The 25619-nt window shown below is 61.8% G+C and carries 24 protein-coding genes and 2 pseudogenes; 6 read left to right on the plus strand and 20 right to left on the minus strand.

Annotated elements, in window-relative coordinates:
* Positions 1-8: 8 nt before the first annotated feature.
* The 7 genes and pseudogenes from C5B90_RS14760 to C5B90_RS14790 all read right to left on the minus strand — a co-directional run bounded on the left by C5B90_RS14760 (position 9) and on the right by C5B90_RS14790 (position 7541).
* Positions 9-1175: a mandelate racemase/muconate lactonizing enzyme family protein gene (locus C5B90_RS14760; protein WP_115882676.1), complete on the minus strand. Its 1167-nt coding sequence runs from the start codon at positions 1173-1175 to the stop codon at positions 9-11.
* Between the two features lie 41 nt (positions 1176-1216).
* Positions 1217-2365, minus strand: coding sequence for a hypothetical protein (locus tag C5B90_RS14765; protein WP_115882678.1), 1149 nt, complete (start codon positions 2363-2365; stop codon positions 1217-1219).
* Positions 2366-2409: 44 nt separating this feature from the next.
* Positions 2410-3271, minus strand: a pseudogene (locus C5B90_RS14770) (carbohydrate ABC transporter permease).
* Positions 3268-4206: a carbohydrate ABC transporter permease gene (locus C5B90_RS14775; RefSeq protein WP_115882679.1), complete on the minus strand. Its 939-nt coding sequence runs from the start codon at positions 4204-4206 to the stop codon at positions 3268-3270. The pseudogene C5B90_RS14770 and the gene C5B90_RS14775 overlap by 4 nt, the downstream one beginning before the upstream one ends.
* Before the next feature lie 9 nt (positions 4207-4215).
* The gene (locus C5B90_RS14780) at positions 4216-5487 is read right to left on the minus strand and encodes a sugar ABC transporter substrate-binding protein (RefSeq protein ID WP_115882681.1); all 1272 of its coding nucleotides are present in this window, start codon (positions 5485-5487) and stop codon (positions 4216-4218) included.
* Positions 5488-5641: 154 nt separating this feature from the next.
* Positions 5642-6442 (minus strand): creatininase family protein, encoded by an 801-nt coding sequence (locus C5B90_RS14785; protein ID WP_115882682.1) that lies wholly within the window; start codon positions 6440-6442, stop codon positions 5642-5644.
* Position 6443: 1 nt separating this feature from the next.
* A complete protein-coding gene (locus tag C5B90_RS14790; protein WP_115882684.1) occupies positions 6444-7541 on the minus strand; it encodes an ABC transporter ATP-binding protein in 1098 nt (365 codons plus the stop codon).
* 504 nt (positions 7542-8045) lie between these two features.
* Here C5B90_RS14790 and C5B90_RS14795 point away from each other — a divergent pair.
* Positions 8046-8828, plus strand: coding sequence for an IclR family transcriptional regulator (locus C5B90_RS14795; protein WP_115882686.1), 783 nt, complete (start codon positions 8046-8048; stop codon positions 8826-8828).
* 465 nt (positions 8829-9293) lie between these two features.
* Here the strand turns inward: C5B90_RS14795 and C5B90_RS14800 are convergent, their stop codons facing one another.
* Genes C5B90_RS14800 through C5B90_RS21060 form a run of 3 tightly spaced genes read right to left on the minus strand, consistent with a single transcriptional unit; the run spans position 9294 to position 11888 of the window.
* Positions 9294-9929 (minus strand): molybdenum cofactor guanylyltransferase, encoded by a 636-nt coding sequence (locus tag C5B90_RS14800; RefSeq protein ID WP_199517514.1) that lies wholly within the window; start codon positions 9927-9929, stop codon positions 9294-9296.
* 10 nt (positions 9930-9939) lie between these two features.
* Positions 9940-11238, minus strand: a complete 1299-nt coding sequence (locus C5B90_RS14805; protein ID WP_115882688.1) for a P-loop NTPase — start codon at positions 11236-11238, stop codon at positions 9940-9942.
* A gap of 2 nt (positions 11239-11240) precedes the next feature.
* Positions 11241-11888: a HEAT repeat domain-containing protein gene (locus C5B90_RS21060; protein WP_115882690.1), complete on the minus strand. Its 648-nt coding sequence runs from the start codon at positions 11886-11888 to the stop codon at positions 11241-11243.
* A 61-nt stretch (positions 11889-11949) separates the two neighbouring features.
* Here C5B90_RS21060 and C5B90_RS14815 point away from each other — a divergent pair, with 61 nt between their 5' ends.
* The 3 genes from C5B90_RS14815 to C5B90_RS20600 all read left to right on the plus strand — a co-directional run bounded on the left by C5B90_RS14815 (position 11950) and on the right by C5B90_RS20600 (position 13788).
* Complete coding sequence (locus tag C5B90_RS14815; protein WP_115882692.1) at positions 11950-13227, plus strand: GTP-binding protein; 1278 nt, start codon at positions 11950-11952, stop codon at positions 13225-13227.
* Between the two features lie 2 nt (positions 13228-13229).
* Positions 13230-13541 carry a hypothetical protein gene (locus C5B90_RS14820; RefSeq protein WP_233512049.1) on the plus strand — a complete coding sequence of 104 codons (312 nt, stop codon included), beginning with the start codon at positions 13230-13232 and terminating at the stop codon, positions 13539-13541.
* A gap of 94 nt (positions 13542-13635) precedes the next feature.
* Positions 13636-13788, plus strand: a complete 153-nt coding sequence (locus C5B90_RS20600; protein ID WP_158250849.1) for a C2H2-type zinc finger protein — start codon at positions 13636-13638, stop codon at positions 13786-13788.
* Between the two features lie 35 nt (positions 13789-13823).
* On the opposite strand, the gene C5B90_RS14825 is transcribed toward C5B90_RS20600, so the two are convergent.
* The 10 genes and pseudogenes from C5B90_RS14825 to C5B90_RS14875 form a co-directional block, all read right to left on the minus strand.
* Positions 13824-14216 carry a hypothetical protein gene (locus tag C5B90_RS14825; RefSeq protein WP_115882693.1) on the minus strand — a complete coding sequence of 131 codons (393 nt, stop codon included), beginning with the start codon at positions 14214-14216 and terminating at the stop codon, positions 13824-13826.
* 1 nt (position 14217) lies between these two features.
* On the minus strand, positions 14218-15510 hold the full coding sequence (locus tag C5B90_RS14830) for an FAD/NAD(P)-binding protein (protein ID WP_115882695.1): 1293 nt from the start codon (positions 15508-15510) through the stop codon (positions 14218-14220).
* A gap of 279 nt (positions 15511-15789) precedes the next feature.
* A complete protein-coding gene (locus tag C5B90_RS14840; protein ID WP_115882699.1) occupies positions 15790-16008 on the minus strand; it encodes a hypothetical protein in 219 nt (72 codons plus the stop codon).
* Between the two features lie 95 nt (positions 16009-16103).
* Positions 16104-16184 (minus strand): annotated as a pseudogene (locus tag C5B90_RS21305) (cobalt ABC transporter permease); the annotation flags it as partial.
* A gap of 165 nt (positions 16185-16349) precedes the next feature.
* Positions 16350-16769: a CopG family ribbon-helix-helix protein gene (locus C5B90_RS14850; protein ID WP_115882701.1), complete on the minus strand. Its 420-nt coding sequence runs from the start codon at positions 16767-16769 to the stop codon at positions 16350-16352.
* Between the two features lie 264 nt (positions 16770-17033).
* Positions 17034-17825, minus strand: coding sequence for an ABC transporter ATP-binding protein (locus C5B90_RS14855; RefSeq protein ID WP_115882703.1), 792 nt, complete (start codon positions 17823-17825; stop codon positions 17034-17036).
* Positions 17816-18658: an ABC transporter permease gene (locus C5B90_RS14860; RefSeq protein ID WP_115882705.1), complete on the minus strand. Its 843-nt coding sequence runs from the start codon at positions 18656-18658 to the stop codon at positions 17816-17818. The genes C5B90_RS14855 and C5B90_RS14860 overlap by 10 nt, the downstream gene beginning before the upstream one ends.
* Positions 18658-19683 (minus strand): ABC transporter substrate-binding protein, encoded by a 1026-nt coding sequence (locus C5B90_RS14865; RefSeq protein ID WP_199517515.1) that lies wholly within the window; start codon positions 19681-19683, stop codon positions 18658-18660. The genes C5B90_RS14860 and C5B90_RS14865 overlap by 1 nt, the downstream gene beginning before the upstream one ends.
* Before the next feature lie 352 nt (positions 19684-20035).
* Positions 20036-20464 carry a CopG family ribbon-helix-helix protein gene (locus C5B90_RS14870; RefSeq protein WP_042665622.1) on the minus strand — a complete coding sequence of 143 codons (429 nt, stop codon included), beginning with the start codon at positions 20462-20464 and terminating at the stop codon, positions 20036-20038.
* Positions 20465-20662: 198 nt separating this feature from the next.
* A complete protein-coding gene (locus C5B90_RS14875; RefSeq protein WP_115883027.1) occupies positions 20663-21712 on the minus strand; it encodes a PQQ-binding-like beta-propeller repeat protein in 1050 nt (349 codons plus the stop codon).
* 958 nt (positions 21713-22670) lie between these two features.
* On the opposite strand from C5B90_RS14875, the gene C5B90_RS14885 reads away from it, so the two are divergent.
* Positions 22671-24476 carry a PAS domain S-box protein gene (locus C5B90_RS14885; protein WP_115882709.1) on the plus strand — a complete coding sequence of 602 codons (1806 nt, stop codon included), beginning with the start codon at positions 22671-22673 and terminating at the stop codon, positions 24474-24476.
* 90 nt (positions 24477-24566) lie between these two features.
* On the plus strand, positions 24567-25421 hold the full coding sequence (locus C5B90_RS14890) for an MBL fold metallo-hydrolase (protein ID WP_115882711.1): 855 nt from the start codon (positions 24567-24569) through the stop codon (positions 25419-25421).
* The last annotated feature ends 198 nt before the right edge of the window (positions 25422-25619 follow it).

Consider the following 25619-nt stretch of genomic DNA (forward strand, 5'->3'; position numbering starts at 1 on the left):
GTGTTGCACTATATTCGGTACGCTTCGACGGCGTCGAGGTCGACCGAGATACCGAGTCCGGGTCCGCGCGGTGCGGGGAGACAGCCGTCTTCAACTTCGAACGGGTCCGCAATGACGTCGCCTTCCCACGCGTAGTACGTCGAGTCCGGGGGGAGTGAAAAGCCCGGAATCCCGCTCACGGCGTGGAGAATTGCCGCGGTTCGAATCCCGAGGTCGAACGCACAGTGATGGGTAAACGGCACGCCGGCGTCTTCGAGTATCGCGGCCTGTTGCCGGATCCCGCTGATGCCGCCGGCCGGGGTGAGGTCGATGACGCCCACGTCCATCGCGCCGGCCTCGACGAGCGAAGAGATGTTGTGTGGCACGTAGGTGTCCTCATTCGGAGCGATGGGCTGCCGAAGGCGCTGTCGCAACCGTGCGAGCGACACGTGAGAGTCCACCCGAATCGGCTGTTCGAGGTACTGCAGGTAGATACCCTCGTCTTCGAGCATCGCGCCGACACGAACTGCCTGGTCGAGCGTCCAGCCCTGGTTCGGGTCGAGTCGGAACTCCAGTTGTCCGTCCGTCTCGTCGTGCATCGCCTTGATCCGCGCAACGTCCTGTCGCCAGTCCCTGCCCGCTTTCGTCTTGAGCACATCGAACCCTGTGTCTAGTGCCTCTCGGGCTTTCACGCGAGATTCCTCGGGCGGCAGGATTCCGAGGCAGAACGCGACCGGGACTGGACCGGGGCTGCGGGTGCCATCGGCCACGTGGGACCTGTGCTGGAGCGTACTCTGGGTCGGCGCGGTCCAGCCGCCGAGCAGTTCGTACACGGGTCGGTCGAGCGCTTTCCCTACGATGTCCCAACAGGCCGTTTCGACGGCGGAAAAGAACATGTCGACGTTCGTGTACTCGACGAACACCTGTCGGCGAAGGCGTTCGATTTCGAACGGCGACTGACCGACGACCATCGGTCCGATACCGTCTTCGATGAGCGACTCGGTCGCCGTCGGCGAGAGGAACACGCGCATCTCGCCCCAGCCTTCGATACCCTCGTCGGTGTCGACGCGGACGAGCACGCGCTCCATCGATTCGAGTTCGCCGTGATTCGTGGTGTACGGGGCGATTCCGAGATGCTCGTCGGTACTCGTCAGCGGAACGTCGACAGTAACCGCTGTCACGTCGGTTATCTCCATACAAACGCTTGTAGGGGGCGACAGTATGAAAGTATCGTTTGTTACAGACTCCTGTTCGTGGCCTCCCGAATCCACGACAGCGACCGCTCGGGCAGCAGTCCGTAGTTGTAGAACGAGACCCGCGGCACGTCGACGGCCCGGAGTGAGTCGACGATGTCGACGAGCGTGTCGCCGTCGTGTATCGCCGGGTGGCCCGGGAGGAGGCCGACGTGTAACGGTACGTCATCGGTCACCGCATCGACGCTTCGATAGGCGTTCATCACCGCCTCACGTGAGGACTCGTACGCTGGCAGACAGAAGTAGTCTACGTACTCAGACAGCTGGTCGAGGTCGGCTCCGACCATCCACTCGCGGCCGGGTTCGGGCGCGCCGACGTAGTATCCGAGCGGCGTCGACCCGCTCGCCGCGGACAGGTCCGCGTAGAGCGTCGCCAGCGTTTCTTCGCGTACGTCGACGTAGTCGGCGACCGCGTCGTGCTCGCGGAGCCATAGCTCGGGCGAGAGGCCGTGCGGAACGGTTCCATCGACGATTTCGTCGAGCGTCTGTGCGACGGTCTCCCGAGCTGATTCGACGTTGATGCCCGCATCCGACGCGGTTCCCCGACAGTGGTCGCAGAAGCACAGTCCGAAGAGGAACTCACCTAGCGTTCCCAGCTGAGCGTGAATCTTCTGGTGGTGCCAACCGAACCCCGTCCCGTAGAAGTAGTCGAAGGTCTCGAGTTCGATTCGGTCGAAGTGCGCCGAGTCGGTCAGGTCGCGGACGAGTCCGGTGAGGTACTCCTGTACGTCGGGGTTCGACGGGCAGAGGCCGAATACGAGGTCGTCGCCGTGTGCGGAGGTCAGCGTCACGTCTCGATGGCGCATCCCGAGCCGCGAGTTGTGGCAGCCGACCGTCCACGAGTTCAACCGGACGTTCTCGAGACCGTCGGCGATTCCAGCGACCCAGTCTCCGGTCATTCCTTCGTACGGAATCGGTTCGAGGCGGCCGTAGCCGCCGTCAGGGCGGAAATACGAACTCGCGCGTGCGAAGAAGGTCCGCCGCTTCGGGTTGTGCGGCGCGAACGCCTGTACGGCGTGATAGTTCGTCGCGAGGGTCACCTCGTCGACGCCCAGTTCGGCGATGCGAGCGCCCGTCTCCCGTGGTCCCGCGTCGAGCACGTCCCACGGGTACGCCCAGATAGCGAACTCCATAGCGGGTCGTCACGCGGGCCGATAATAAATATACAGGAGGGTCGTTACTCCTTGACCGCGCCGGCGGTCATCCCCGCCACAATGTACTGTTCGAGGAACGCGAACAGGACGAGAAGCGGGATGATACCGATAACCGAGACGGTGAGCATCATCCGCCAGTCGGTCTGGAGCGCGCCGACCATCGACGTCAGCACGCGGTTAGAAGACCCCGCGCGGGATGTTGTACTTCGCGCTGTCGGTGAGGAACGTCAGCACGAACAGGAGCCGGTTCCACGCGTACAGGAACGTGTAGGTGATGCTGGCGACGAGCGCGGGTTTGGTCAGCGGAAGAACAATCTTCGTGAGCACCTGTAACTGGCTGGCACCGTCGATGCGGGCGGATTCCTCCAGTTCGACGGGAACGGTCTTGAAGTAGCCGTAGAGCATCCAGATGTTGAACGGGAGGGTGAACGCCGCTGCGGGGACGATAACGGCCAGGTACGTGTTGAACAGTCCGAGCCGGCTGATGACGTCGAACAGCCCCACGATGAGCACCACGGGGGCGAACATCTGGACGACGAGGACGGCGAGCAGGAACGTCCGTTTGCCCACGAAGTCGTTCCGCGCGCAGGAGTACGCGGCGGGAATCGCGAGCAGAAGCGTCAGGACGACGGTTCCGAGCGAGATGACGAAACTGTTGGCAATCCAGAGGAGCACGTCGGTCTGCGTCCAGACGTCCACGTACGCCCCGAGCGACGGCTGGGACGGCACGAGCGTCGCCGGTGCGGAGAATATCTCCGACTCCGGTTTGAACGTACTGGAGAACATCGCGTAGAACGGGAACATCATTATCCCGAGTAGCGCGATGAGCATGCCGTAGACTCTGACTCGGCGCAGTCCGCCCTCGTCGTGGCCTGCCATCGTCACAGCTCCTCACCTCCGCGGGTGTAGACCCTGAGATAGACGATAGCGAACAGGAGCAACAGCAGGAACCCGATGACGCTGTAGGCGGCACCGAGCCCGAGATTCCCGTTCTGCAGGCCGACCTGGTAGATGTGTATCACCAGCGTCGCGGTCGTACTAATCGGACCGCCGCCTGTCATCGTCCAGATAACGTCGAAACTGACGAAGGTCCAAATCGTCGAGAGGAGCGTCGCCATCAGGATGACGCTCTTGAGTTGTGGGAGCGTAATGTATCGGAACTGGTGCCACCGCTCAGCCCCGTCGATGGCCGCGGCCTCGTAGAGGTCCTGCGGAATCGACTGCAGACCCGCGAGGAAGATAATCGCCATGAACGGCGTACCGATCCAGATATCCGCCACGACGACGCCCAACCACGCGATGTCGGGGTTCCCGAGAATCCCGATACCCTGCTCTATCACGCCGAGCTTGAGCAGGATGGCGTTGAGGTAGCCGAACTGTGGATGTTCTATCCACCGGAAGACGACCGCAGAGATGGCGTACGGAATTCCCCACGGGATGAGAAACGCCGTTCGGAAGAACTTCCGGCCTCGGATGTCTCCCTTGAGGTGGACTGCGATGAGCAGACCGAGTAACGTCTTTCCGGCGACGCCGACTGCGACCCACCGCCCCGTCTGCCAGAGGAGACGGTAGAAGATGTCGCTGTTGAAAATGTCGACATAGTGTTGCAACCCGACGAACGTCTCGATAGTCGAATCGGCGGGAGAACGGTACAGCGACAGGCGGAATGTCTCCAGTATCGGGTACCCTACGACGGCGACGAGAAATAACGCAGCAGGCGCTATCAAAAGGTATGCGCGGCGGTTCCGCTTGACGTGCGCGGCGGACTGTGATAGCCGCGAATCGTCGCCTGTCTGGGTATGTTCTTCAGCGAGGCTCATATCGTTGCATTAGTTCATCGCGTCTTCGAGGTCACTCTGGGCGTCGTTCAAGGCCTTCTGCGGGCTCTTCTGGTCAGCGAGCGCTTCCTGTATCGCTTGGACCATCCGGTCGTTGAACTGGCTGAAATTGCTGAGTTTCGGCCGAGCACGGGCGTACTGTCCCGCCTCGACGAACGGCCCCCAGTTCTTCGACTCGGAGAAGTACTCCCGTTCGCCGACCGCCTTGACGACCGGGAGGAAGCCCTTCTGTTTCGAGTACTGGAAGCGGCGCTCCTCGTCGAAGTAGAAGCGAATCAGGTCTTGCGCGACGTCCTTGTGTTCGCTCTGGCTGAAGATGCCCAGCGTGTCGATAGTGAACAGGCTGTACCGGCCCGCAGGACCCTTCGGGACCTGGACGATACCGTAATCGAAGTCAACCTCACCGTTCTCCTGTGACTCGGTTATGTTGAGCCCCGTGTACACGTGCCCGATGACCATCCCGAGGTCGCCGTTCTCGAACAGTTGACGGATGTCCTGTCGGGTCGACGAAAGCGGTGAAGACTGCGTCACGCCGTGTTCGAGATGGAGGTCGGTGTAGAACGAAAGCGCCTCGACGGCGCCGTCGGAGTTGACGACGGGCATCCCCTCGTCGTCGACCAGGTCGGCGCCGTGCGACCAGTGGTAGTGGTAGTACTGTGACCCCGTCTCGATGGCGTCGGCGCCGGCGAGACCGAGCGCTGGGATGCTCACCTCGTCGCTCTCAGTGAGGGCCTTCGCCGCCGCGAGCATATCTTCCCACGTGTCGAGCGCCGGGTTTTCCGGGTCGAGACCGGCAGCCTCGAACGCGTCTTTGTTGTAGTAGAGACACTTGTTCGACGCGGCCCACGGGACGCCGTAGTGCGAGCCGTTGTACATCGTGCCGTTGGCGACTCCCTCGGCAAACTTCTCGCCGAACTCGCCGTCCATTAGATCGTCGACCGGTTCGAGCGCGTCCTTCCCGACGAGTTGCGGAATCCACCGAGCGGGCCAACGGCTCACGTCCGGGGCCTGTCCGCCGTCGACTCGGTTGTTCACAGTTTGCCGTGCGTTGTCCCAAGTTACACTCGTGAACTCGACGTCAACGTCGTACTCTGACTCGAAGGCGGCGTTGTTCTCCTCGAAGAACTGCTTGATGTTGTCACCGACACCCATTGTGAGGAGTTGGACGCTCTGGGTGTCGCCCCCACCCTCACCGCTGCCCTCGCCGTCAGAGCCGCTTTCGCTTCCGTCCCCGCCGCCGGTACAGCCGGCGATGGCGATCATGCCACCAGCGCCGAGCGCTTGAAGGAGCCGCCGACGGTCCAGAGTCTGTCCGCTAGCTTCTTCTGTGGTATTCTCTCGCATCATCACTACCAATTGCCCCCACATATATAATTGTTTTTGTCCATATTTTATTTTTATTATGGTTGTCGGTGTCTCACGCGTTCTGTTCGTGAACCGCATCGAGCAGCGAGGCGAGTTCCTCGGCGATAATCGACCGAATCCGCTCTCCCTTCTCAGCGCTCGCTTCCTCGGGGAGCCCGATGGCGCCCGTCTCGGAGTACGCGTCGAACGACCGGTAGACGCTCACCGAGCCCCCGTCGAGGAGGTCCTGTCCGCCCCAGCGGTACGTCTCACTTAGTGGTTCACCGTTCCGGGTGGACGAATCGCCGACGAGGTCGGGTCGGACCGCAAGCATGAGCGACGTTTCGAACTCGCCCCCGTGAGCCATCCCGCCGGTCTCGGTATCTCGAAGCGCCTCGATTCGGTCAGTCGCCAGCTCGAAGTAGGTCGTTCCGAGCACCTCGGCGTCGGTCTCGACGCCGACCGTGCTGACTACGGACCCGATGAGGGGTCCGTTGCCGCCGTGGCCGTTGACGAACAACACGGCGTCGAAGTCGTTTTGAAGTCCCGTGTTCGCGATGTCCTCGAGCGTCGCGCGAATCGTTTCGAAATCTAACGACAGCGTCCCGCCGAAGGTGAGATGGTGTGGTGAGAACCCACTCCACACTGTCGGCGAGACGACGACGGGGAGACCGTCGGTCTGCTCGACCGCAGAATCGACCATCGCCTCGACCAAGAGAGAGTCGGTCACCACCGGCAAATGTTCGCCATGCTGTTCGATGCTCCCTACCGGAATCACCAGAATCGATCCCGGTTTCGCTCCTATCTCTCGGACCTCTGCCGCGGTCATTCCTGCCCACTCGTGCTCGCGTCGTCCGATTGAGTCATACATCATGTCAGGCTGAGTCCGTCAGTTGCGTCTCGTTAACTGGTACGCGCGCGCCGTCGCTACCAAAGAGGTGCATGTCGTCCACGTCGAACCCGAGCGTTATCTCGTCCCCGGTGGTTGGTCGAAACTCACTTTCGACCCGCGCGACGACCTCGGACGAACCCCGGGCCGTCTGCAGGTAGAGGAAGTTGTCCGAACCGACCGGTTCGACGACGTCGACGACTGTTTCGACGTAGCCTCCCTCGCGGTCCGGCGTGAGGTCTTCCGGTCGGACGCCCAGCGTGTACTCACCAGAGGGAATGTCGACATCCAGCGTGAACTCGAAGCTCGGGGATTCGAAGCGAACGCCGCCGTCGTCGTCCGTTGCGGTCACCTCGAAGAAGTTCATCGAGGGCGACCCGATGAAGCCGGCGACGAACTCGTTGTTGGGCTCGTCGTAGCACCGCTCCGGGGGGTCGACCTGCTGGAGTTTGCCGTCGTTGAGGATGACGATACGGTCGGCCATCGTCATCGCCTCCGTCTGGTCGTGAGTGACGTACACTGTCGTGACACCGAGGTCCTCCTGAATCCGCTGGATCTCCGTCCGCATCTGCGTCCGGAGCTTGGCGTCCAAGTTCGAAAGCGGCTCGTCCATCAGGAACACGTCAGGGTCGCGCACGATGGCTCTCCCGAGTGCGACCCGCTGTTGCTGACCGCCCGAGAGCTGTTTCGGAAGGTCGTCTAACAGCTCCGAAATCTCCAGCATCTCGGCGGCATCCTCGACACGATCCCGGACCTCGCCGTCGTCTTCACCGGCGAGACGCAGCCCGAAGGACATGTTCTCGCGGACGGTCATGTGTGGGTACAGCGCGTATGACTGGAACACCATCGCGATGTTCCGGTCCTGCGGCCGCACGTCGTTGACGACGTGCTCGCCGATGGCGATCTCACCGCCGGTGACGGTCTCGAGGCCCGCCACCATCCTGAGCGTCGTCGACTTCCCGCACCCGGACGGTCCGACGACGACGACGAACTCCCCGTCGTCGACGGTGAGGTCCAACCCCTCGACGGCGAGGATGTCCCCGTCGTACTCCTTACTCACGTTCGATAGTCTTACCTGGCTCATGTCGGCTGAGGACTACTCCTCAATCCTGCATAATAAATGTTGGTGATGGAAGTCAACGACGCGCTCCCAACGGTGTTGAATCGCAGTCGGCGCCGCTGCGGTCTTCTCGACACCCCAGTCGTCGGGTGAAGCGTCTGTCCGGTCATCGGTTCTTGCCTCCCCATGCGTCTAACCGAGGGACTCAGCGGTGGTCTTCCCGAAATCATCATGGTCGGCACGCTGTATTCAACACGGTCGAAAATGGAGAACCTTGACGTACGCCTACACTCCCGTTGACATTCAGCGAACACGGCTTCTCAACCGGTATTTCGGCCTGTTCACCGGACGCGGTTTCGCTCTCGGATTCGGCGTGTTCGGAAAATACGCATTGGAATGCGGTAAAAATAGCATGTTACTCGCTGTACTTTTTTCTGTGGTGAATACTCGGGATGTTCTTCCCGAGAGAGTTGAATACCAGTTGAACAGGGGGAAAATACTTTCACCGAGTGCGGGAAAGACCGTATCATGTCCGATGGCAACGTCAAAACAATACGCGCGGTCGAAACGACGTTCGAGATTCTCGACGCTCTCAGTGGCGTCGAACCGGCCGGCCTCTCGGAACTCGCGTCGACAGTCGACATTCCGGCAAGCACGATTTACGTCCACCTCAACACGCTCGTCGAACAGGGCTTCGTCGTCAAAGACGCCGGAGAGTACCGTCGCTCATTTCGCTTTCTTGAGGTCGGCGGAGACATCCGGCAGCGAGTCGACATCGCTCGGCTACTCAGGAATAAGGTCGAAGAACTCAGCCGAGTGACGGGCGAGATAGTCGGTGCCGCGGTCGAGGAAAACGGGAAACGAGTCATTCTGTATCGAAGCACCGGGGAGAAGGCCGCGGCGGACGAGATTCCGATCGGGAATCGCACGGAGATGCATTGGACCTCGCTTGGAAAGGCAATCTTAGCGTACCTCCCCGAGGCTCGCCGGGCGGAAATCGTCGAGCGACACGGCCTCCCGTCGGGGACGAACAGGACCGTTAGCTCGCTGGCGGAACTCGAAGACTCGCTCGCGCGGGTCCGTGAACGGGGCTACGCCATCGACGACGAGGAACACCTCCGTGGTATTCGAGGTATCGCCGTTCCGCTTCTCGATAAGAACGGAAAGGTCAAGGCGTCTATCGGCGTGACCGGGCCACGAGACCGGTTCACCCCCGCCTACATGTCGGAGCTGCTGAACGTACTGCAGTACAGCAAAAACGAACTCGAAGTGCGTAACCAGTACTCCGAGTACACGACCATAGACGGGTGATTACCACTCGTCGTGAGTGAATTACAAAACTATGTCTGTAATGAAATATGAGAGATACGATGGGTATCGTTCGTCTCGGAGTCTTGCCGGCCTTCCGGCCGAGCAAACCGACAAAGCCACGACGCGTCGGTAGAGTCACCACGGAGAAAGTATTGTACGAATTAAGAAATTCTAGTACGGAAGTAACTCCCTCCGTATCGCTGACGAAGCGACCATTTGGTTGACGGCAGATTCACAGCCATCACACACGTGATGATATTTGTACTAATTTGATATATAAAATCAGAGAAACGAATACTTATTTCCACATTTCTAGTCAGAAGTTGCGTCTAGTCATCTCTGTACGACTCGCGAGATTACCTGCGGCGGTATAAACCATTCAGTTTCGAATACCCATAGGAGATAATGACGACAGATAAAATTGAATAAAACGACCAATACCATTGGGCCGAGAGGGCTGCGAACTTACGCACCAAACCGCTGACGGAGCGCACCGAGTTCCGCTCGCGTGTTCACGTTCGCTATCGACGCTTCGAGCGAGAGAGAGTCGGGTACCGACGACGGGTCAACGCGGTCGACCGAGAGTTCGGAGACGAGGGCTCGGAGGCTGTTCGAATCAAGCCGCCGGTCGCATCGCGCCGCCAACGCCGACGTTCGGTAGACTCCGTGGAGGAGTTGTCGACGACCCGCCGAATCGACCGGGAGCGTCGCGTCAGCACCTGAACCGGCGTGGCGGTCGATGAGCCACGACACGGCCGCGACCGACAACAGCGGCATATCGCAACCGCAGACGAAGACGTGGTCGGTCGAAACCGTGTCGAGCGCGGCACAGAGGCCGGCGACGGGGCCGTTACACCAGTCCGCGTCCGCGACGTACCGCACTGGATCGCTGTCGGTCAGTACGCGGTCCACAACCGTGCGTTTGTCGCGCGCCCCCGCGGCGACGATCGGTCGGCGTCTCGTCGCCGCTCGGACGCGCCGGACGACGCGTTCGACGAGCGGACGTCCATCGAAGGTGGCCGCCGCCTTGCACTCCTCGCCGAACCGCTCGCTCCGGCCTCCGGCGAGCACGACGCCGGTCACCGGTGGCTGTCGTTCCATCGGTCCTCGATTACGGTTTCGTCGCAGTCAACAGCCAGTCGTTCGGCGTTCGTCGTTCGACGCAGAACCCGTCGATTTCTGCGGGGTCGCGGTCGGTCAGTCCGCCGAGGAACCGTCGGACGGGCGTCGGGTCGCGGTCGCTGACGAGTGCGAACGTTTCGCCGCTCGCGAGCTCAGTGAACCGTTCTGCGACCCGCTCCTTCCGTCGCTCCGGCGGGTCTCCACGGATGTCGAGTGCGTCGTCGGGAGCGTCGACGTCCCACGCGGTCGCCGCCGCCTCGGAGACCGACTCCGCGAGTGTCTCGAACGCCGGTTCGGCGTCGCCGGGCGCGGGCGTCTCCTGAAACTGCGGGGAAAACGGGAGTTCGGCGAGCACCGTCGCGTCAAGGCGTTCGCTGGCGGCCTCACCCGGAAAGAGCTGGTGGGTGTCGCCGCAGGAGGGGCAGGCGAACTCGCGCATATTGACGACCGCCCCGAGAACCGGAACCCCGTTGTCGCGGAAGAGTTCGATGCTCCGCGCCGTGTCCTCGAGGCTCGACTCGAAGGGCGTAGTCACAACGACGACGCCATCGACGGAAATCTCTTGTAGCGTCGTCAGGACCACGTCGCCAGTCCCCGGTGGAAGGTCCAACACGAGGGTGTCGTCGGCGCTCCAGGCGGTGTCCGCGAACAGTTCGGTCAGCGCGTCGTGCGCCATCGCGCCCCGCCACGCCAGCGGCGCGCCCGACTCCATTAACCCGACGCTCATCACGTCAAGCGAGGCGTCGGGGCCCGTCACCGAAACGGGGAGCGGATGCCCCTCGTCGTCCGAGTGAACGGGGCCGTCGACGTTGAGCAACGACGGAACGTTCGGGCCGTGGATGTCCGCGTCGAACAGCCCGGCTGAATGCTCGCCGGCGAGTGCGCACGCTAGACCGGTCGAGACGGTCGATTTCCCGACGCCACCCTTGGCACTGGCGACGGCGATGACGGTGTCGAACGCGTCCACGCCAGTCGCATCGTCGCCGGACGACGGCGAGACGGGTTCGACGTGCGCACTCTCGACTGCGGGCACGTCGCGGACCGCCTGCGCCATCGTTCGCATGACCTGCGTCGCGTTCGCGTTGTCGAACTCCGTCACGGCCGCGTGGACGGTCACGCTGTCCCCGTCGACGGCTATCGATTCGACCAGTCCGGCCTCGAAAACGTCGAGGTCGGCATCGGGGTCTCGGACGGCTCGGAGCGCCGATTCGACGCGGTCTCGAAGCTCGGGCACGGTGTCTGGCTCGCTATTCGCCGGGTCGTGGTTCGTCGGTTCGTGTTCGCTCATGGTCAGAGGTTCGGGGTTCGGTTGAGGTCGTCTTCGCCGGGCAGGGTGCGGTCGGTCTCGTCGAGGACGCCCGTGAACTGGCGACGGAAACTCCCGGAATCGACCTCTTGGGCCCGGACCGCCGTTTCTCGCACGACGCTCTGTTCGTCGTCGGCGAGTCGGGACAGCGCCTCGGCCGCCCGGTCGGTTTCGACCCCGCCGAGCAGGTGCGCCGCCCACTCTCGCACCCGCTCGCTCGGGTCGTCGGCGGCGGCAACGAGCGCGTCACACGCGCCCTCGCCGCGGAGTTTGAAAAGCGAGACGAGCGCGTTTCGCCGGGCGGCGTGGTGCTCGTCGTCAAGCGCGGCTTCGATGACCGCTTCGTGTGCTGCCCGGTCCAGGCGGTCGAGCGCGAACGCGGGCGACGTGTCCGTCGTGACGGCGTTCAGGTCTCGACAGCCGAAGCTGTTGCTGGGAAACGAGGGGGTGATGAACTGCATCTCCTCGGGCCACTGTCGAAACGACGCGCCGACGTCGTCTCGCTCCAGAATCGCGTAAGAGTCGAGGGCGAGGGCTTCGAGAACGACGCCAATACCGACGCCAGCGGCACCTGCGCCGACGATAACGGCGTCGAGCGACTCGTCCGTTTGGGGGGTCGTTGGGGCCACCATTAACAACAAGATAGTCTAGATAGACAATTATAAATAAGATACGGTCTAGAATTAATAACAGATGAGTCGAGAGACGATTCCCGTCACCGTGCTGAGCGGCAACCTCGGCGCGGGGAAAACGACCGTGTTGAACAACCTCCTAAACACGCAAACGGACCTCGATATCGCGGTCCTCGTCAACGACATGGGCGAGGTGAACGTCGACGCCGAGCGCGTCGCCGAACACTCCGACATCTCGGAGGACGACGAGGAGTTAATCGAGTTGTCGAACGGCTGTATCTGTTGTGAGCTTCGGGGCGACCTGCTCGACGCGCTCGCGAAGCTCGCGCAGGCTCGCGAGTTCGATTACCTCGTCATCGAATCGACCGGTGTCGCCGAACCGCTCCCCGTCGCACAGACGCTCACGATGGGATTCGACCAGTCGGACCTCGACCCCACGGAGTTCTACGAGGAGACCGGCATCGAGCCGATGGACTACTACGAACTCGACACGACGGTCACCGTCGTCGACGCCCACCAGTTTTGGACCACGTTCGGCTCGGCGGAGTCGCTCATGGACGGCGACACCGAGAAGGACCTCGGGAGCCTCCTCGTCGAGCAGATCGAATTCTGCGACGTCCTGCTGTTGAACAAATGCGACCTCGTCGACGAAGCGGCGCTCGGCGAGATCGAGGCAGTCGTCGAGGTGCTACAGCCGCGCGCCGAAATCCTCCGAACCGAACACGGTGCGGTCGACCCGGACACAATTCTCGACACGGGTCGGTTCGACTTCGAGGCGGCGAGCCAGTCCGCCGGGTGGATGCAAGAGCTCGAAGAACCCCACGCCTCCGCGGAGGAAGAACACGGAGTCACCTCGTTCGTCTTCGAGTCCCGTCGGCCGTTCCACCCGGAGCGGTTCGCCGACCTGCTGAACGAACTGCCGACGAACGTCGTCCGCTCGAAAGGACACTTCTGGCTGGCGGGTCGCGAGGACATCGCGCTGGGTATCGACGTCGCGGGGCAGTCGATTCGACTCACGCCTGCGGGGCAGTGGCTCGCGACGCTCCCGGCGGACGAGCAGGCGCAGTACTTCGAGGCGTACCCCGAACTGGAGGAAAGCTGGCATCCCGAGTACGGCGACCGGGGCTCGCAACTCGTCCTCATCGGCACCGACATCGACCACGACGACCTCCGCGCGGACCTCGAGGCGGCCACGTTGACCGACGAGGAGATGGACGCCGACTGGAGCGCTTTCGAGGACCGCTTCCCGACGTTCGAACGCCCCGAAGACGCCGAAGAGGCTGCGGGCGGGGACGCACAGTCCGCCGAGAGCGCCGAGGAGGTCGGCCTCGCCGATTGACGATGTCTTCGCCACGCTCGCTGTTTCAAACGGTCGTCGACAAGAACGTCCCGCGCGGAACGCGGGAAGACGCCATCGACGAACTCGCCGAGGAACGGGCGACTACGCAGCTTCGACTCGTCGTAGTCACGAGCGGCCTCGACGGGCGGTACCGTCGCCAAGCCCTGAACGCGCTTAGTCGGTGTCGAGCGACGGACGCGCTCGACAAACTCGCGAACGACACGAGCCTCGCACCCCGCTTCGAGAACGGGCACAAGAAGCGCTCTAGGCACGGGTTGGGGACCGCCTCCCCCATCCGAATCTGTCGTCGTTAGTTAGTCCGAACGCGAGGTTATTAGGCTAAGGCAAGCAGTACCCGCCTATTTTTAATAGCTGTTTTAGTTTACTTCCGGTTGAGTTATTAACGCAATGGCGTACACCTGCTCCAGTTGCGATGCACAGTTCCAGAGCGCCGCCGGTGTGACCCAGCACGTCGCCCTCCACCACAACACGTGCGCCGAGTGCGACGAGCAGTTCGACAGTACCGATTCGCTCCGCAGCCACATCCACGAGAGTCACTGACTTAGCGAGTCGACCGCAGGTCACTCGAAGCGCGTTTATTCCTGGTAGGGCCACTCCTCGTCGGCAGCGATGGTCGTCGCGAGCTGCCAACCCGCGGCTGCTGCAGCGTCCGAGACCAACTGGTACGTCCAGTCGGGGACTCGGGTGACGACCTCGCTGGTCTCTTCCGTGCCGACGAACACGTACCGCGTCGTCTCGAAGTGGTCCCGCACGCTCGCCAGTGCCTCCGGAATCGAGCGCGGCCCCGACAGGAACTCCTGTTCATACCCCGCCTCGCGGACGCGCCGTCGTTCGATAAACGACGGCTTCGAGGAGACGATTCCGAGGTGGGTCGTCCACCGCGCGGCGTCTTCGAGCGCGTGGTTCGGTCGCGCGAGTTCGTCGAGCGCCCGCAGCGAGAATGCGAGCGTGAGGTCGTTCGACGGCATGTCAGGACCGCCCTTTCGACAGCGAGGCGGTAGCCTCCGAGTTCACTCGGTCGCGCGGTTCGAGAAGGCGTTCCGCGGCGCGGCGACCACCGACGACGTTTCGGGCGAACGGGCCGACGCTCATCTCCGCGAGCGCGCCCGAGACGTACAGCGCCGAATCGGCGCCATCAGTCCGTCGCCACGCGAGCGTCCGGTCGTTGAGGACGGGAAAGCCGTTCGCCCCGCGTTCGAGCGACAGCGATTCGGCGAGCGTTCCCACGAGCGGGTGCTCCGTGGCGGGGTCATACCCGGTTGCGAGCACGACCTGTACGTCCGTGGCGGTCGTGCCGTCGTCGAATCGGAGCTGCAGTCTGCCGTCCGTCGTGTGCGCGTGGTCGATCTCGCCGCACCGAACGTCGAGGTCGCCGCAGTCGCGGGCGTCCGCCAGTCGGCGCGCGACGTACGGTGGGATTGTCGCATCGTGGCGCGCGGCGCGAATCCGGTCGTAGCGGGCTGCCGAGCCCGGAGGGAGCGAGTGAATCTCCTGTTCCATGTGTCGCCAGTTGATCCACTGTGGGTCCGCCTCGGTCAGTTCGACCTCCAAGCCGCGCCGCGAGAGGAGCGTCACATCCGTGCGTTTCGACAGGTGACAGGCGAGCTGCGCCGCCGTGATACCGCCGCCGACGACGAACGTCCGGCCGTCAAAGGTCGCCGCCGCCGCCGGTTCGAAGTCGTCGTCCCAAACGTGCGCGAGCCGCGCGTCGTCGGAGAGCGACGCCGCCCACGAAGGGACTGCCGGCTGACCCCCGAGGCCGACGGCCAGAACAACGCGACGAGCGTCGAACGACCCACGAGACGTATCCACGCGGAGCAACCCACGCGTCCGGGACCTCGTGACACCCGTTACCGTCGACTGACGGTGGCAAGCGTCGATATCGCGTCGGTCGATGACGTACCGGGCGTGGTCGAGAAACAGGTCGAGTGTCGGTCGGTTCGGATAGTCCTCGGTCGGAACGAGTTCGTGTTCCCGGTGTGCGCCCTCCGCGAACGAATCGAGCGAGAACGGCTCGGTGTCGATGTGGTGGACGAACGTCGAACGGAGGGTTTGCATTCCGCACTGTCGTGCTTTCGTCGCGAACGACGCCAGTAACCGTTCGTGAGGGTCGACCAGACAGAGTTCCTCGTGGTCGTAGCCACCTTCGTCGAGGAGGTAGTTCGCCACGCACGTCCCGTGAACACCACCGCCGATGATTACATATTCGTACGGCTGGCGGTCGAGTGAGTTGTGGTCGCCAGTCGACTCACTGTAGGTCATCTTTCACCTCCGTCTCCACCGACGTGCGTGGGAGGAGACGGCTTGCGCGTCGTTAGCGGCGTCATCGCCAGTCCCCGAGGTTGACGAACGAATCGCCGTACGCCGTTATCCACGTCGTCGTTCGGTACGGAACCGCCACATCCGGCGGATAAAGCGTACAAGCCGGTCGCTCAGGTGAGCCGACGACGAGTGACATCAGTTCTCTGTGAGGTCGCGGGGATGGTCCGGGGTCGGCATCGCCGCTCCAGGTTGGTTCGGTGTCGCTAGAGCTTCGGTCAGTCATGCTTCGAGGGGCTTCCGTAGCGTCTCCGCGGTTGCGGTCTCGCCTACAACCTCGCTCGCGGCGACCGCGAACACAGAGGACGACACCTGCGCCCCCGGCCCGTCTACGCTCCCAGTACCGTGGCCGGCGTCATCCGACGGACACCCTTCGAGAGAGCCGAACGAGGCGGCACCGGGTTCAACGGCGTCGAATCGTCGTCGCGCGTACTGAGACATGTGTTGTTAAAATTGAAGATAAGCATAATAAGTACTACGATTTCACACTACGTAGTTAATAATCTAGTCGCGGTAAACGAGGATGGATTCAGGCGAACGAGCCCGGCGCCGATGAGCGTCCACAGAACGAGTGCCCACAACGGGAACGACCCTTCTCCGAGGTGAATGTGTGCCATAGCCTGATTGCCAATTCTTAAATTTGATATAATAAAGTTGCTGTGTTAGGATGTTTAGAATAATAATGAAACAATATATTCTCTCGCGTTGTTAATACTTCAGATTACTTTTTTGACCCGACGACCGACGATTACAGCGGTTCGAAGACAACACTATCGTGTACCTCAGGGTGACTTCAGGTCGCTGACTTCTGCGTTCATCACATCGGCGGGGACGACCGTGTATTCGACCGAGACTGACTCGTCTGCCCCGCGAACATTTCCAATAAACCGCAAGACGTCGTCGTAGGGTGCCTCGACGACGAACGTCTCGACACAGCCCGCGTTGCCGTCGAGGCAGTTGTGCGAGTTCGACCGAATCGACGCCTCGAACTCGTGGCGAATGTCCATCATCCGGCGCTCAATCTCCGGCTTATCGTACCCAAAGACAGCGGTTACCGTCGCTAAGACACGTTGACCCTCGTAATCGGTCTCTTCGTACTCCGCGAGTAGAGATTGGCATGCTTCACGAATGACCTCGCTTCGGCCGCTGTAGCCATGTTCCGCGGCGAACGTATCGAGGTTGTCACGGAGTCGTTCATCCATCGAGGAGCTTACAATCGGCATATATTAAATTTGTGTTCTGAGATAATAGATATGGTGGTTGGTTGCACTGGGAGTTAATATTGGGTTCGTGTCCGGAGCTCATCGTTGGGTGCCTCTCAACGACACCCCAAGCTCGTGGAAAGCGAAGTTTCCGAGGCCTACGGCACCAAGGACAGGAGTGTCACGCATAGTATCGCTGCGGGTCTATCGCCCCGTTCACCACGGGAGTCACGACGAAACGACACACTGTGGAGTGCGGTGACGCTACTTCTGGCTGATGTCTCGCGGACTTCCGAGTTCGTCTCTGATTCTCGCGACGTAGTCGACGAACTCGTGGGCCGTTCGTTCGCGTGGCCGCTCTAAGTCGATGGAGATGGTCGACTGGACGGTCCCCGGGTCGGCGTCCATCACGACGACGCGGTCGGCCAGCGTCACCGCTTCGTCGATATCGTGGGTGACGAACACGACGGTCTGTTCGGTCTGCGCCCAGATGTCGAGCAGTTCGGCGTGCAGGCGGTCACGCGTCCGGGCGTCGACGCTCCCGAACGGTTCGTCCATGAGCAGTATCTCCGGGGCGACGGCGAGGGCCCGGGCGATGCCGACGCGCTGTTTCATGCCCCCGGACAGCTCCTTTGGGTAGGCGTCTTCGAAGCCGTCAAGTCCCACGAGGTCGACCAGTTCGCGAACCCGCGCCTCGCAGTCGGCGCACGCACACGCGGGCCGGTCGAGGCCGAATCGGATGTTCCCGCGGACGGTTCGCCACGGGAACAAGGCGTACTCCTGGAACACCATCCCCCGATTTAAACTCGGCTCAGTGACCGGGTCGCCATCGACCAGAATCGAGCCGCTATCGGGGTCGTCGAGCCCGGCGATGACCCGCAACAGGGTCGTCTTTCCGCAGCCGGACGGCCCGACGACACAGCAGAACTCGCCTTCGGACACCGAAAACGAGACCTCGTCGAGCGCGTGGGTGGATTCGTACGCCTTGCTGACGCTCCGAATGCTAATCTTCTGGCTAGACTCCCGGGCAGTCGATGAGAGCTTGTTCATCGCCATGCGAGCACACTCCGTTCGACGAGTCGAAATCCGACGTCCATACAGAGGAACGCCAGACTGATCAGAAACATGTAGGCGACGCTGGTCGCCATCGCGAGGTTGTTCGAGGCGTTGATGATCTCGTAGCCGACGCCAGGCGCGCCGAACAGCTCAGCGCCGACGACGATCATCCAGCACCGCCCGATGCTCGTCCGGAACCCCGTCAGCACCTGAGGAGCCGCGCTCGGGAGCGCGACGAGTTTCAGCATCGAGAGGTCGCGTTCAACGCCAAGCGTCGACGCGGCATCGGTGAGGTCACTCGAGACGCCTTCGACGCCACCGTACGCCCCGTAGAAATTAATCCAAAACGCGCCGACGAAGACGATGAACGCCGCGCCGGTGTGGTGAATACCGAACCAGACGATGGCGAAGACGACCCATGCAAGCGGCGGAATCGGCCGCAGTACACGGACGAGCGGCCGGAACCAGTCGTCGAGTGCACCGTTCCAGCCCATCGCCAACCCGAGCGAGATTCCGCAGCCCGCCCCCAAAAGGAGGCCGGGAACGTAGTGGAACAGCGTCTCCGCGAGGTGTGCGAGCCCCGTTGGAAGCACCATCTCCGACCCCAAAACGGGGGCGACAATCGCAGTCGAGGTTGCGAACAGGTCCACGAACGCGCGCACCGACGCGACCGGCCCCGGAACCAGATACGACGGCTGGGTCATCATCGCGCCGATCCACCAGACGATGAGGAACGCGGTCAGCCCGCCGAGTCCGCGCAGATATCTCTTCGCGTCCCCCTCGAAACGGGGCATCGTGGTCGCACTGGAGTTGGAGTCGGTCTGGAGGCTCATTACTGGATGGCGTCGTAGGGGCTGAACGCGAACAGGTCCTCGGTCGCGACCGGTGCCTCGATGTTGCCGACGTTCGCGACGAACTCACCCATCGTCGCGGTTTGCTCGGTGATTGCGTGGGGATCCGAGATGAACGCAGACGCCCGGGAGTCCATTGCTTTCGTGGCCAGTTGTTCGCTCACGCCGGACCCGATAACCGACGCGGCGTGGGTAGCGGCCACATCAGGCGAATTTGCCGTGAACTCGGTCGCCGCCGTGTGCTGTTCGACCAGCGACTGGGCGACCTCGCTGTCGTCAATCACCCGCTGGTTCGCAAACAGCACCGTAACCGGATGGTTCTCCAAGATGTTACCGGACCAGACGAGTTCCTCGAAGCCGTCCTCTTGGCCGATTATCGTCGCGAACGGCTCTTGGATGATGGTCGCGTCGATATCACCCGATTGGATCGTTTGGACCGCCTTCGCCGGTGGGACCTTCGATTTGTTGATGACGGACTCCATCTCACCGACGTTGAGGTCCTCTTGGATCCAGTACCGGAGCACGATATCAGGGACGCTCCCATCCGGCGGAGCACCGAACCGGACCTTGCGACCGTGTTCTTCCTCGAAGCGCTCGAACGTGGCCGTCCCCTCCTGTTCGTAGAGCTCGGCGAGTTCGGTCGTCCCCATGACCTTGAAGCCGTTTCTCGAATTTGCCGCGAGGATACCGGCGTCGGTCCCTTTGTCGGCGAGAACCATCGCAGGGGTGATACCGAAAAGCGCGACGTCGACGTCCCCGCTGGCGAAGGCCTTGACGACGCTGGGACCGGAGCTGAACCGCTCTATTGAGACCTCCGCCGGAACCTCCTCGTAGTAGCCCTCTTGTTCCATCACGTAGTGTTGTATGTTCGGGTAAATCGGGACGTACGCGACGGTCACAGAGTCGAGTGACCCACCACTTTGACCGAGACAGCCAGCGATTCCCGTTGCAGCGACCGTGCTTACACCCGCTTTCTGGAGCAATCTTCGTCGCGTGAGTTCGACCATCGTTATTGTTAACTTTAGAACAGAGTATAATAACAACTGTGATTTAGAGGTGTGTTATTAATATCAGTTCCCGATGGTCGGGTCAACGTCGAAGAAGTCGCTGGTGTCCGTAGTGCGAGAACGGTGAGTCGAAGAAGTAAGTCAGTATGAGAGACGCGTCCGGTGTGTACGGCTGTTTGACCGTTCATCTCGGACCTCACCGGCACGAGAAACTCGAAGGGCTGAGGTTGGAATCGGCTCCACTCTCAGACACGAATCGGACTGCAAACCACGATATCCGACTATAGTCGCTATTTCTCCGCCTACAGCGGACGGAGATGTCAGTCTGGGATATCGAACGTGAAAAGCGAATTTAGCTCATATCCGCGAGCGGACCGAAGTCGTCGACCGGAAGTACCGAATAATCGATCGTAAGCGTGTCTTTCGTCGCTCTGATCTTCCCGACGAACGTCGAGATATCTTCGAGCGATCCCTCGAGAACGAACAATTCCATACAGTGGTGCCCGCCGACATGACTGTGGAAGTTCGACGCAACGATGTCCTCGTACTCGTGGCGAAGTCGCATCATCTTCTCTTCGACGCTCGTCGTCTCGTAATCGAAGACGACGGTTACGACGCCCATCAGTTCGCGATCTTCGAGTTTCTTGTCCTCGAACTCACCGAGGAGGTTTCGACTCGCCTCTCGGAGCACTTCGCTCCGGCCAGTATATCCGTGGTCGTCCGAAAACTGGTCGATTCGCTCAAGTAGTTCTTCCGGCATCGAGACGCTAACGACAGCCATATAACAACTAAGCCGACATCAAATATTAAACCTTATTATTCGATTGGGATGGAGTGATGAAGGGTTCCGACGAGACAGCGTCGAACGTCGTTTGGAACGGACACGAGTTTCGGCCACCGGTGAAGCGCAACCAGCACCGTTCTGCCGCGCTGAGTAGCCCGGTCTCAGATACTGTCACTGATCTACTCGACTGTCCCCCTACGTCTCCCCAAGTGCAACCACGGTTCCGTCCGATTCGGGCATGAAAATCGCCGCTGGAGTCACGATGGCACGACTGACGCCACCTGGAGTCGTGGTCCATCGCTCTTCCCCGGTTGCTCGAGAGAGCGCGGTGAGTTGCCCTTCGCTTCGGAAGAGAACAGTATCGCCGGCTACAGTCGGCGCTCCAACCGGGTCTCCGTCTGATTCGTGTGTCCAAGACTCCTCCCCGTTCCAGTCGACCGCGTAGACCGCGTTCCCAGCGGACACGTAAACGTGCTGACCATCGACCGCGAGGGCCCGTCCCCTCGGACCGCGGACATTGAACGACCACTGGCGTGTGCCATCCGTGTCGAACGCAGTTACGTGTTGGTGACTCTGCACAACGATTCCCTTCGAATGCGCCACTGGTCCCCCAGTCACGGCACGCGTGTATGCTTCCCATTCTGTGTCACCAGTTGCGGCGTCCAACGCAACCACGCCGGTAGACCCCGACTGCGAACCGAGATAGAGCGTGTCGCCGAGAACGGCGACCGGTTCGGTGAACGTTCGTCCACCAGCCGTTGCGCCTACCTGTTGTGACCACTGCACGGACCCGTCCCATACCGATAGTGCGTGGACCCGGCCGCTCCAATCGGGGACGTAGACCGTTCCACCATCAATCGTGGGTGCCGCCGTGAGGCGGGCGTCGATGTCGACGAGCCAGTCCTCCTCGCCGTACCGCTTCCGAAATGCGACGATACGACCCTGTTCGAGTCCCCGTTTAGCCGTCACGACGATGTGGTCACCAGCTACTGCGGGTGGCCCATTCGGCTCCGAGCGAAGTGGCACCTGCCACCGTTCCTCGCCTGTCGCTGCGCTCAACGAGTGAAGCCGGTACCGATGGCGTGCCGTATCGGAAATCGCATCGACGGGGACGTATAGTCGTCCGGCGTCGACTGCCGGTGTTTCAGTAGCGCGTACCTGACTGAGGTCGGTTTGCCAGACCGTCTTCGGGTCCCTCGGACCCGATGCCACCCGTCGAGTATGACCGGGGTTTCGACCGCTCATCGGCCACGTTCCGTCGACGTCTCCGAGGTCTCCCGAGGGGCGAGACGGCGAGAGACAGCCAGCAAGCGCAACACCTGTCGAACCGAGGGCTGTAAGGAGTTGGCGGCGCGTGTGGGAGGGCACGGCAGCCAATTCTCTCAGGAAATACGTAACTTCGAGGGTATCCACGAAGCGGTCGGGGTCGTCGGTTGCTTCGAAGCTGAACCCCGGCGCGTCATACGCAACGAGTATTTGCAAGCGTAGTGGCAAAAATATATGATTATGAGTTCGGATGGTTCTGCTATGAGCCCTCCACTCTCACGTCGTCGGCTACTTTCGCTCAGTAGTTCAGTCGGAACAGTTGCCCTCACTGGGTGCCTCGGCGTCGTTACAGGAAACGAGGATCAAGTCTGTGCTCCGGGGTATCGTGATGTCGGAGACGCGTTCACAAAGCGGTCAATAGTGAACTATCTGAGGTATGCATCGTTGACGGTCCCGCAATCGGTTTCACTTGGTGGAACACTGATAGCGAGACTCACAAACGAGTCCGCTGACTCACTCACCACACTCGGAAAATCTAGGTATATGATTCAGCAGTTAGGACCGGACGGTACGTGGCGAAATTCCATCGGTGTAGCCGAAGAACACGAGTGGTCGTCGTCCCAACGGATTCTAGCGCCTGGTGAAGAACTCCAGTGGGAAATGAGACTCCGCGCCAACGAATTTTTAGGCCCGTACCAACGGTGTACAACACACGAACCAGCCACGTACCGATTCATCTACTGGGGTTTCTCCGAACACGATGCAGGCATCGCACTCGCTGCACCGTTCGAGATTGTTGAATAGCGCGTGTCTGGTACACTCGTGGTCTGTTTTAGGCGAGGAGGATGTCACTCGCGTGGCGTTGAGATGAGTCGTGTCCCCGCCGGCCGCGCCCACCCTTAAGTATCTACTTAGCGAACATTCAAGCGGAATAGATATGAGCGAGCTAGTGGACGAGGTGGTCGTCCTGTACGTCGACGACGACGAGGACTTCACCGAACTGACGGCGACGTTCCTCGAACGGGAACACGACCGGTTTCGGGTCGAAACGGCCGCCTCGGTCACCGAGGGGCTCGACCGCGTGGCAGACGCGGAGTTCGACTGCGTCGTGTCTGACTACGACATGCCCGAGCGCGACGGGTTAGACTTCCTCGAAGCCCTCCGCGAGAACGCGCCGGACCTCCCCTTCATCCTCTTTACTGGCAAAGGAAGCGAGGAGGTCGCGAGCGATGCAATCTCCGCGGGCGTCACCGACTACCTCCAGAAAGAACACGGGACCAGCCAGTACACCGTGCTCGCTAACCGTATCGAAAACGCGGTCGAGCAGTACCGCTCACAGCGCGCGCTCGAGACGAGCGAACAACGCCTTTCGCTGTTCATCGAACAGTCGCCGCTCGGCGTCCTCGAGTACGACAGCGACTTCCAAATCGTCGGGCTCAACGAGCGCGGTGAGGAGATTCTGGGCTATACCGAATCGGAACTCCGCGACCACAGCTGGGAGCTCATCGTCGCAGACGACAGTTACGACAACGTCGACGACGTCACGGACCAGCTTGCAGTCGCGGAGGGCGGCTACCACAGCATCGACGAGAACATCCGGAAGGACGGTGAACACATCCGCTGTGAGTGGCACAACCGAGTCATCACCGACGACAACGGCGAAGTCGTCGGCATCATCTCGCTGTTCCAGGACGTGACCGAGCGAACCCACCGTGAGGACGAACTCGAACGGACCAACGCCCTGCTCTCGACGCTCATTCGGTCGCTCCCGGTCGGTGTCCTCGCCGAAAACAGCGACCGGACGGTCCTCGCGATTAACGAGCGACTGCTCGAACTGTTCGATATCTCGGAACCGCCGACGGAACTCATCGGCGCTGACTGTCGGGAACTGGCGCAGATGGCCAGCGAATTCGTGGTTGACTCGGAGGGCTTCGTCGAGCGCGTCGACGAGCTGATCGCCGGGGCGGAGTCAGCCCACAACGAGACAGTCGCCCTGACGAACGGTCGGACGCTCAACCGAAGCTACGAACCGATCGAACTCCCCAAGGGGACCGGACACCTCTGGATGTACCGCGACACGACCGAGCAACGCGAGCGAGAACAACAGCTCCAGCGCCAAAACGAGCGGCTGAGCGAGTTTGCGAGCGTCGTCAGCCACGACCTCCGGAACCCGCTAAACGTGGCTGCTGGGAACGTGGAACTGGCCCGCCAAGACCACGAAATCGACCGTCTTGCGACCGCCGCGCGGGCGTTAGACCGCATCGACGACCTCATCGAGGACCTGCTCACACTCGCCCGAAGGGGCGACAACGTCGGTGAACTGGAACCGGTGTCCTTGGATCCGCTCGTCTCCAACTGCTGGAGGACCATCGAAACGGCCGGCGCTGAACTCCAGACAGAGTTGACGGCGACGGTCATCGCCGACCGAAGCCGGCTCCAACAGCTCGTCGAGAACCTCATCAGGAACAGCATCGAACACGGTGGAGAGGGCGTGACGGTGACGGTCGGTGAACTCCCGGGCGGGTTCTACGTGGAAGACGACGGTGTCGGCATCCCAGTCGAGCGCCGCGACACCATCTTCGAGGCTGGCCGCACAACCTCACGTACGGGCACCGGATTCGGGCTCGCTATCGTCAAGCAGGTCGCCGAAGCCCATGGCTGGAACGTTAACGTCGCGGAACCTGACGCACGCGGGGCGCGATTCGAGATTACGGGAGTCACGTTCGCTGATATCGACGACTGAGTCTCGCGTCGGAAGTTTTTACAGGTCCCGTGCGGACCGCTGTCACATGTACTATCACGGCGAACCCGGCAGCGCGGCGCGGAGCGTCCGATGACGATTACGAGCGACTGGGGCGAATGGTGGGCCCGAGAGGAACTCAACGGCATCGACGTCGAAGAGGGGGTCTCGCTGTGGTATCTCGGCGTCGCCGGCTGGGCGATACGGACGCCGGAGACCGCCATCTACATCGACCCCTACTTCAGCACCGAGCGGGACCGCGAGTACGTCGCGCGGATGTCGCCGGTGCCGATGGAGCCGCAGTGGGCGGACGCCTGCGACGCGGTCTTCTGCACCCACGACCACCGCGACCACTTCTGGCCGCCCTCGTTCGGGCCGCTCCTCGACCACGGCGGCGCTGTCCACGCGCCCGTCGAGTGCTTCGAGAACTTCGACGTGAGCGCAATCGACGAGGCGAAGCGGACCGTCGTCGAACCCGGCGACAGCTACGAGGTCGGCGACCTCACGGTCCACGTCAGAGGCGGGTACGACCCAGACGCCGACGGCACGGTGTCGTACGTTATCGAACACGAGACGGGCACCATCTTCCACGGCGGCGACAACCGACCCTGCGAGGCGTTCCACGAGATAGGGGCGGAGTTCGACATCGACCTCGGGATGCTCTCCTACGGGACCGACGCCCGCGTCGTCCAAGACGGCGAGGTCATCACGCGCAAACTCTACAACGACGCGGACGAGATGATCGAGGCCGCGAACGCGCTCGGTATCGACCGCCTGATTCCCGAGCACTGGCGGCGTTGGCGGTCGATTCACGCCGACCCCGGCGCGCTCTCGAAGGCGGCGACGACGTTCGAGTACCCGCACGTAATCGAGGAGGTCGAAGTCGGCGACCGCTTCCGACTCGACCGGCCGGGCGTCGTCCCACCGGCGCGCCTCGGCGGTGAGTGAATCTCCAACCCGCCACCGAGTGCTTCTGCCCTCACGGCGACGTCGCGCAGCGTCCCCACCTCAAGGGCGATGTCGTACTGTACCACAGAAATCGCCGACAGGTCAGTCGGCGCACGGAAGTTCGACGACGAAGACGCTGGTCGGTTCGTCGTCTTCGGGCCGAGTCGGATGAGTACCGGCACAGGAGTCAGACGGCAG

Source organism: Haloferax sp. Atlit-12N (assembly GCF_003383095.1).
Lineage (GTDB): Archaea > Halobacteriota > Halobacteria > Halobacteriales > Haloferacaceae > Haloferax.

What these genes read in the sequence shown, in the direction of transcription:
- C5B90_RS14855 (WP_115882703.1), bottom strand. Translation starts at nt 17,825, where the DNA reads ATGGCGATGAACAAGCTCTCATCGACTGCCCGGGAGTCTAGCCAGAAG.
- C5B90_RS14775 (WP_115882679.1), bottom strand. Translation starts at nt 4,206, where the DNA reads ATGAGCCTCGCTGAAGAACATACCCAGACAGGCGACGATTCGCGGCTA.
- C5B90_RS14815 (WP_115882692.1), top strand. Translation starts at nt 11,950, where the DNA reads ATGAGTCGAGAGACGATTCCCGTCACCGTGCTGAGCGGCAACCTCGGC.
- C5B90_RS14780 (WP_115882681.1), bottom strand. Translation starts at nt 5,487, where the DNA reads ATGATCGCCATCGCCGGCTGTACCGGCGGCGGGGACGGAAGCGAAAGC.
- C5B90_RS20600 (WP_158250849.1), top strand. Translation starts at nt 13,636, where the DNA reads ATGGCGTACACCTGCTCCAGTTGCGATGCACAGTTCCAGAGCGCCGCC.
- C5B90_RS14825 (WP_115882693.1), bottom strand. Translation starts at nt 14,216, where the DNA reads ATGCCGTCGAACGACCTCACGCTCGCATTCTCGCTGCGGGCGCTCGAC.
- C5B90_RS21060 (WP_115882690.1), bottom strand. Translation starts at nt 11,888, where the DNA reads ATGGTGGCCCCAACGACCCCCCAAACGGACGAGTCGCTCGACGCCGTT.
- C5B90_RS14890 (WP_115882711.1), top strand. Translation starts at nt 24,567, where the DNA reads ATGACGATTACGAGCGACTGGGGCGAATGGTGGGCCCGAGAGGAACTC.
- C5B90_RS14850 (WP_115882701.1), bottom strand. Translation starts at nt 16,769, where the DNA reads ATGGATGAACGACTCCGTGACAACCTCGATACGTTCGCCGCGGAACAT.
- C5B90_RS14820 (WP_233512049.1), top strand. Translation starts at nt 13,230, where the DNA reads ATGTCTTCGCCACGCTCGCTGTTTCAAACGGTCGTCGACAAGAACGTC.
- C5B90_RS14885 (WP_115882709.1), top strand. Translation starts at nt 22,671, where the DNA reads ATGAGCGAGCTAGTGGACGAGGTGGTCGTCCTGTACGTCGACGACGAC.
- C5B90_RS14840 (WP_115882699.1), bottom strand. Translation starts at nt 16,008, where the DNA reads ATGTCTCAGTACGCGCGACGACGATTCGACGCCGTTGAACCCGGTGCC.
- C5B90_RS14860 (WP_115882705.1), bottom strand. Translation starts at nt 18,658, where the DNA reads ATGAGCCTCCAGACCGACTCCAACTCCAGTGCGACCACGATGCCCCGT.
- C5B90_RS14875 (WP_115883027.1), bottom strand. Translation starts at nt 21,712, where the DNA reads ATGAGCGGTCGAAACCCCGGTCATACTCGACGGGTGGCATCGGGTCCG.
- C5B90_RS14830 (WP_115882695.1), bottom strand. Translation starts at nt 15,510, where the DNA reads ATGACCTACAGTGAGTCGACTGGCGACCACAACTCACTCGACCGCCAG.
- C5B90_RS14785 (WP_115882682.1), bottom strand. Translation starts at nt 6,442, where the DNA reads ATGATGTATGACTCAATCGGACGACGCGAGCACGAGTGGGCAGGAATG.
- C5B90_RS14795 (WP_115882686.1), top strand. Translation starts at nt 8,046, where the DNA reads ATGTCCGATGGCAACGTCAAAACAATACGCGCGGTCGAAACGACGTTC.
- C5B90_RS14865 (WP_199517515.1), bottom strand. Translation starts at nt 19,683, where the DNA reads ATGGTCGAACTCACGCGACGAAGATTGCTCCAGAAAGCGGGTGTAAGC.
- C5B90_RS14805 (WP_115882688.1), bottom strand. Translation starts at nt 11,238, where the DNA reads ATGAGCGAACACGAACCGACGAACCACGACCCGGCGAATAGCGAGCCA.
- C5B90_RS14760 (WP_115882676.1), bottom strand. Translation starts at nt 1,175, where the DNA reads ATGGAGATAACCGACGTGACAGCGGTTACTGTCGACGTTCCGCTGACG.
- C5B90_RS14790 (WP_115882684.1), bottom strand. Translation starts at nt 7,541, where the DNA reads ATGAGCCAGGTAAGACTATCGAACGTGAGTAAGGAGTACGACGGGGAC.
- C5B90_RS14765 (WP_115882678.1), bottom strand. Translation starts at nt 2,365, where the DNA reads ATGGAGTTCGCTATCTGGGCGTACCCGTGGGACGTGCTCGACGCGGGA.
- C5B90_RS14870 (WP_042665622.1), bottom strand. Translation starts at nt 20,464, where the DNA reads ATGGCTGTCGTTAGCGTCTCGATGCCGGAAGAACTACTTGAGCGAATC.
- C5B90_RS14800 (WP_199517514.1), bottom strand. Translation starts at nt 9,929, where the DNA reads ATGGAACGACAGCCACCGGTGACCGGCGTCGTGCTCGCCGGAGGCCGG.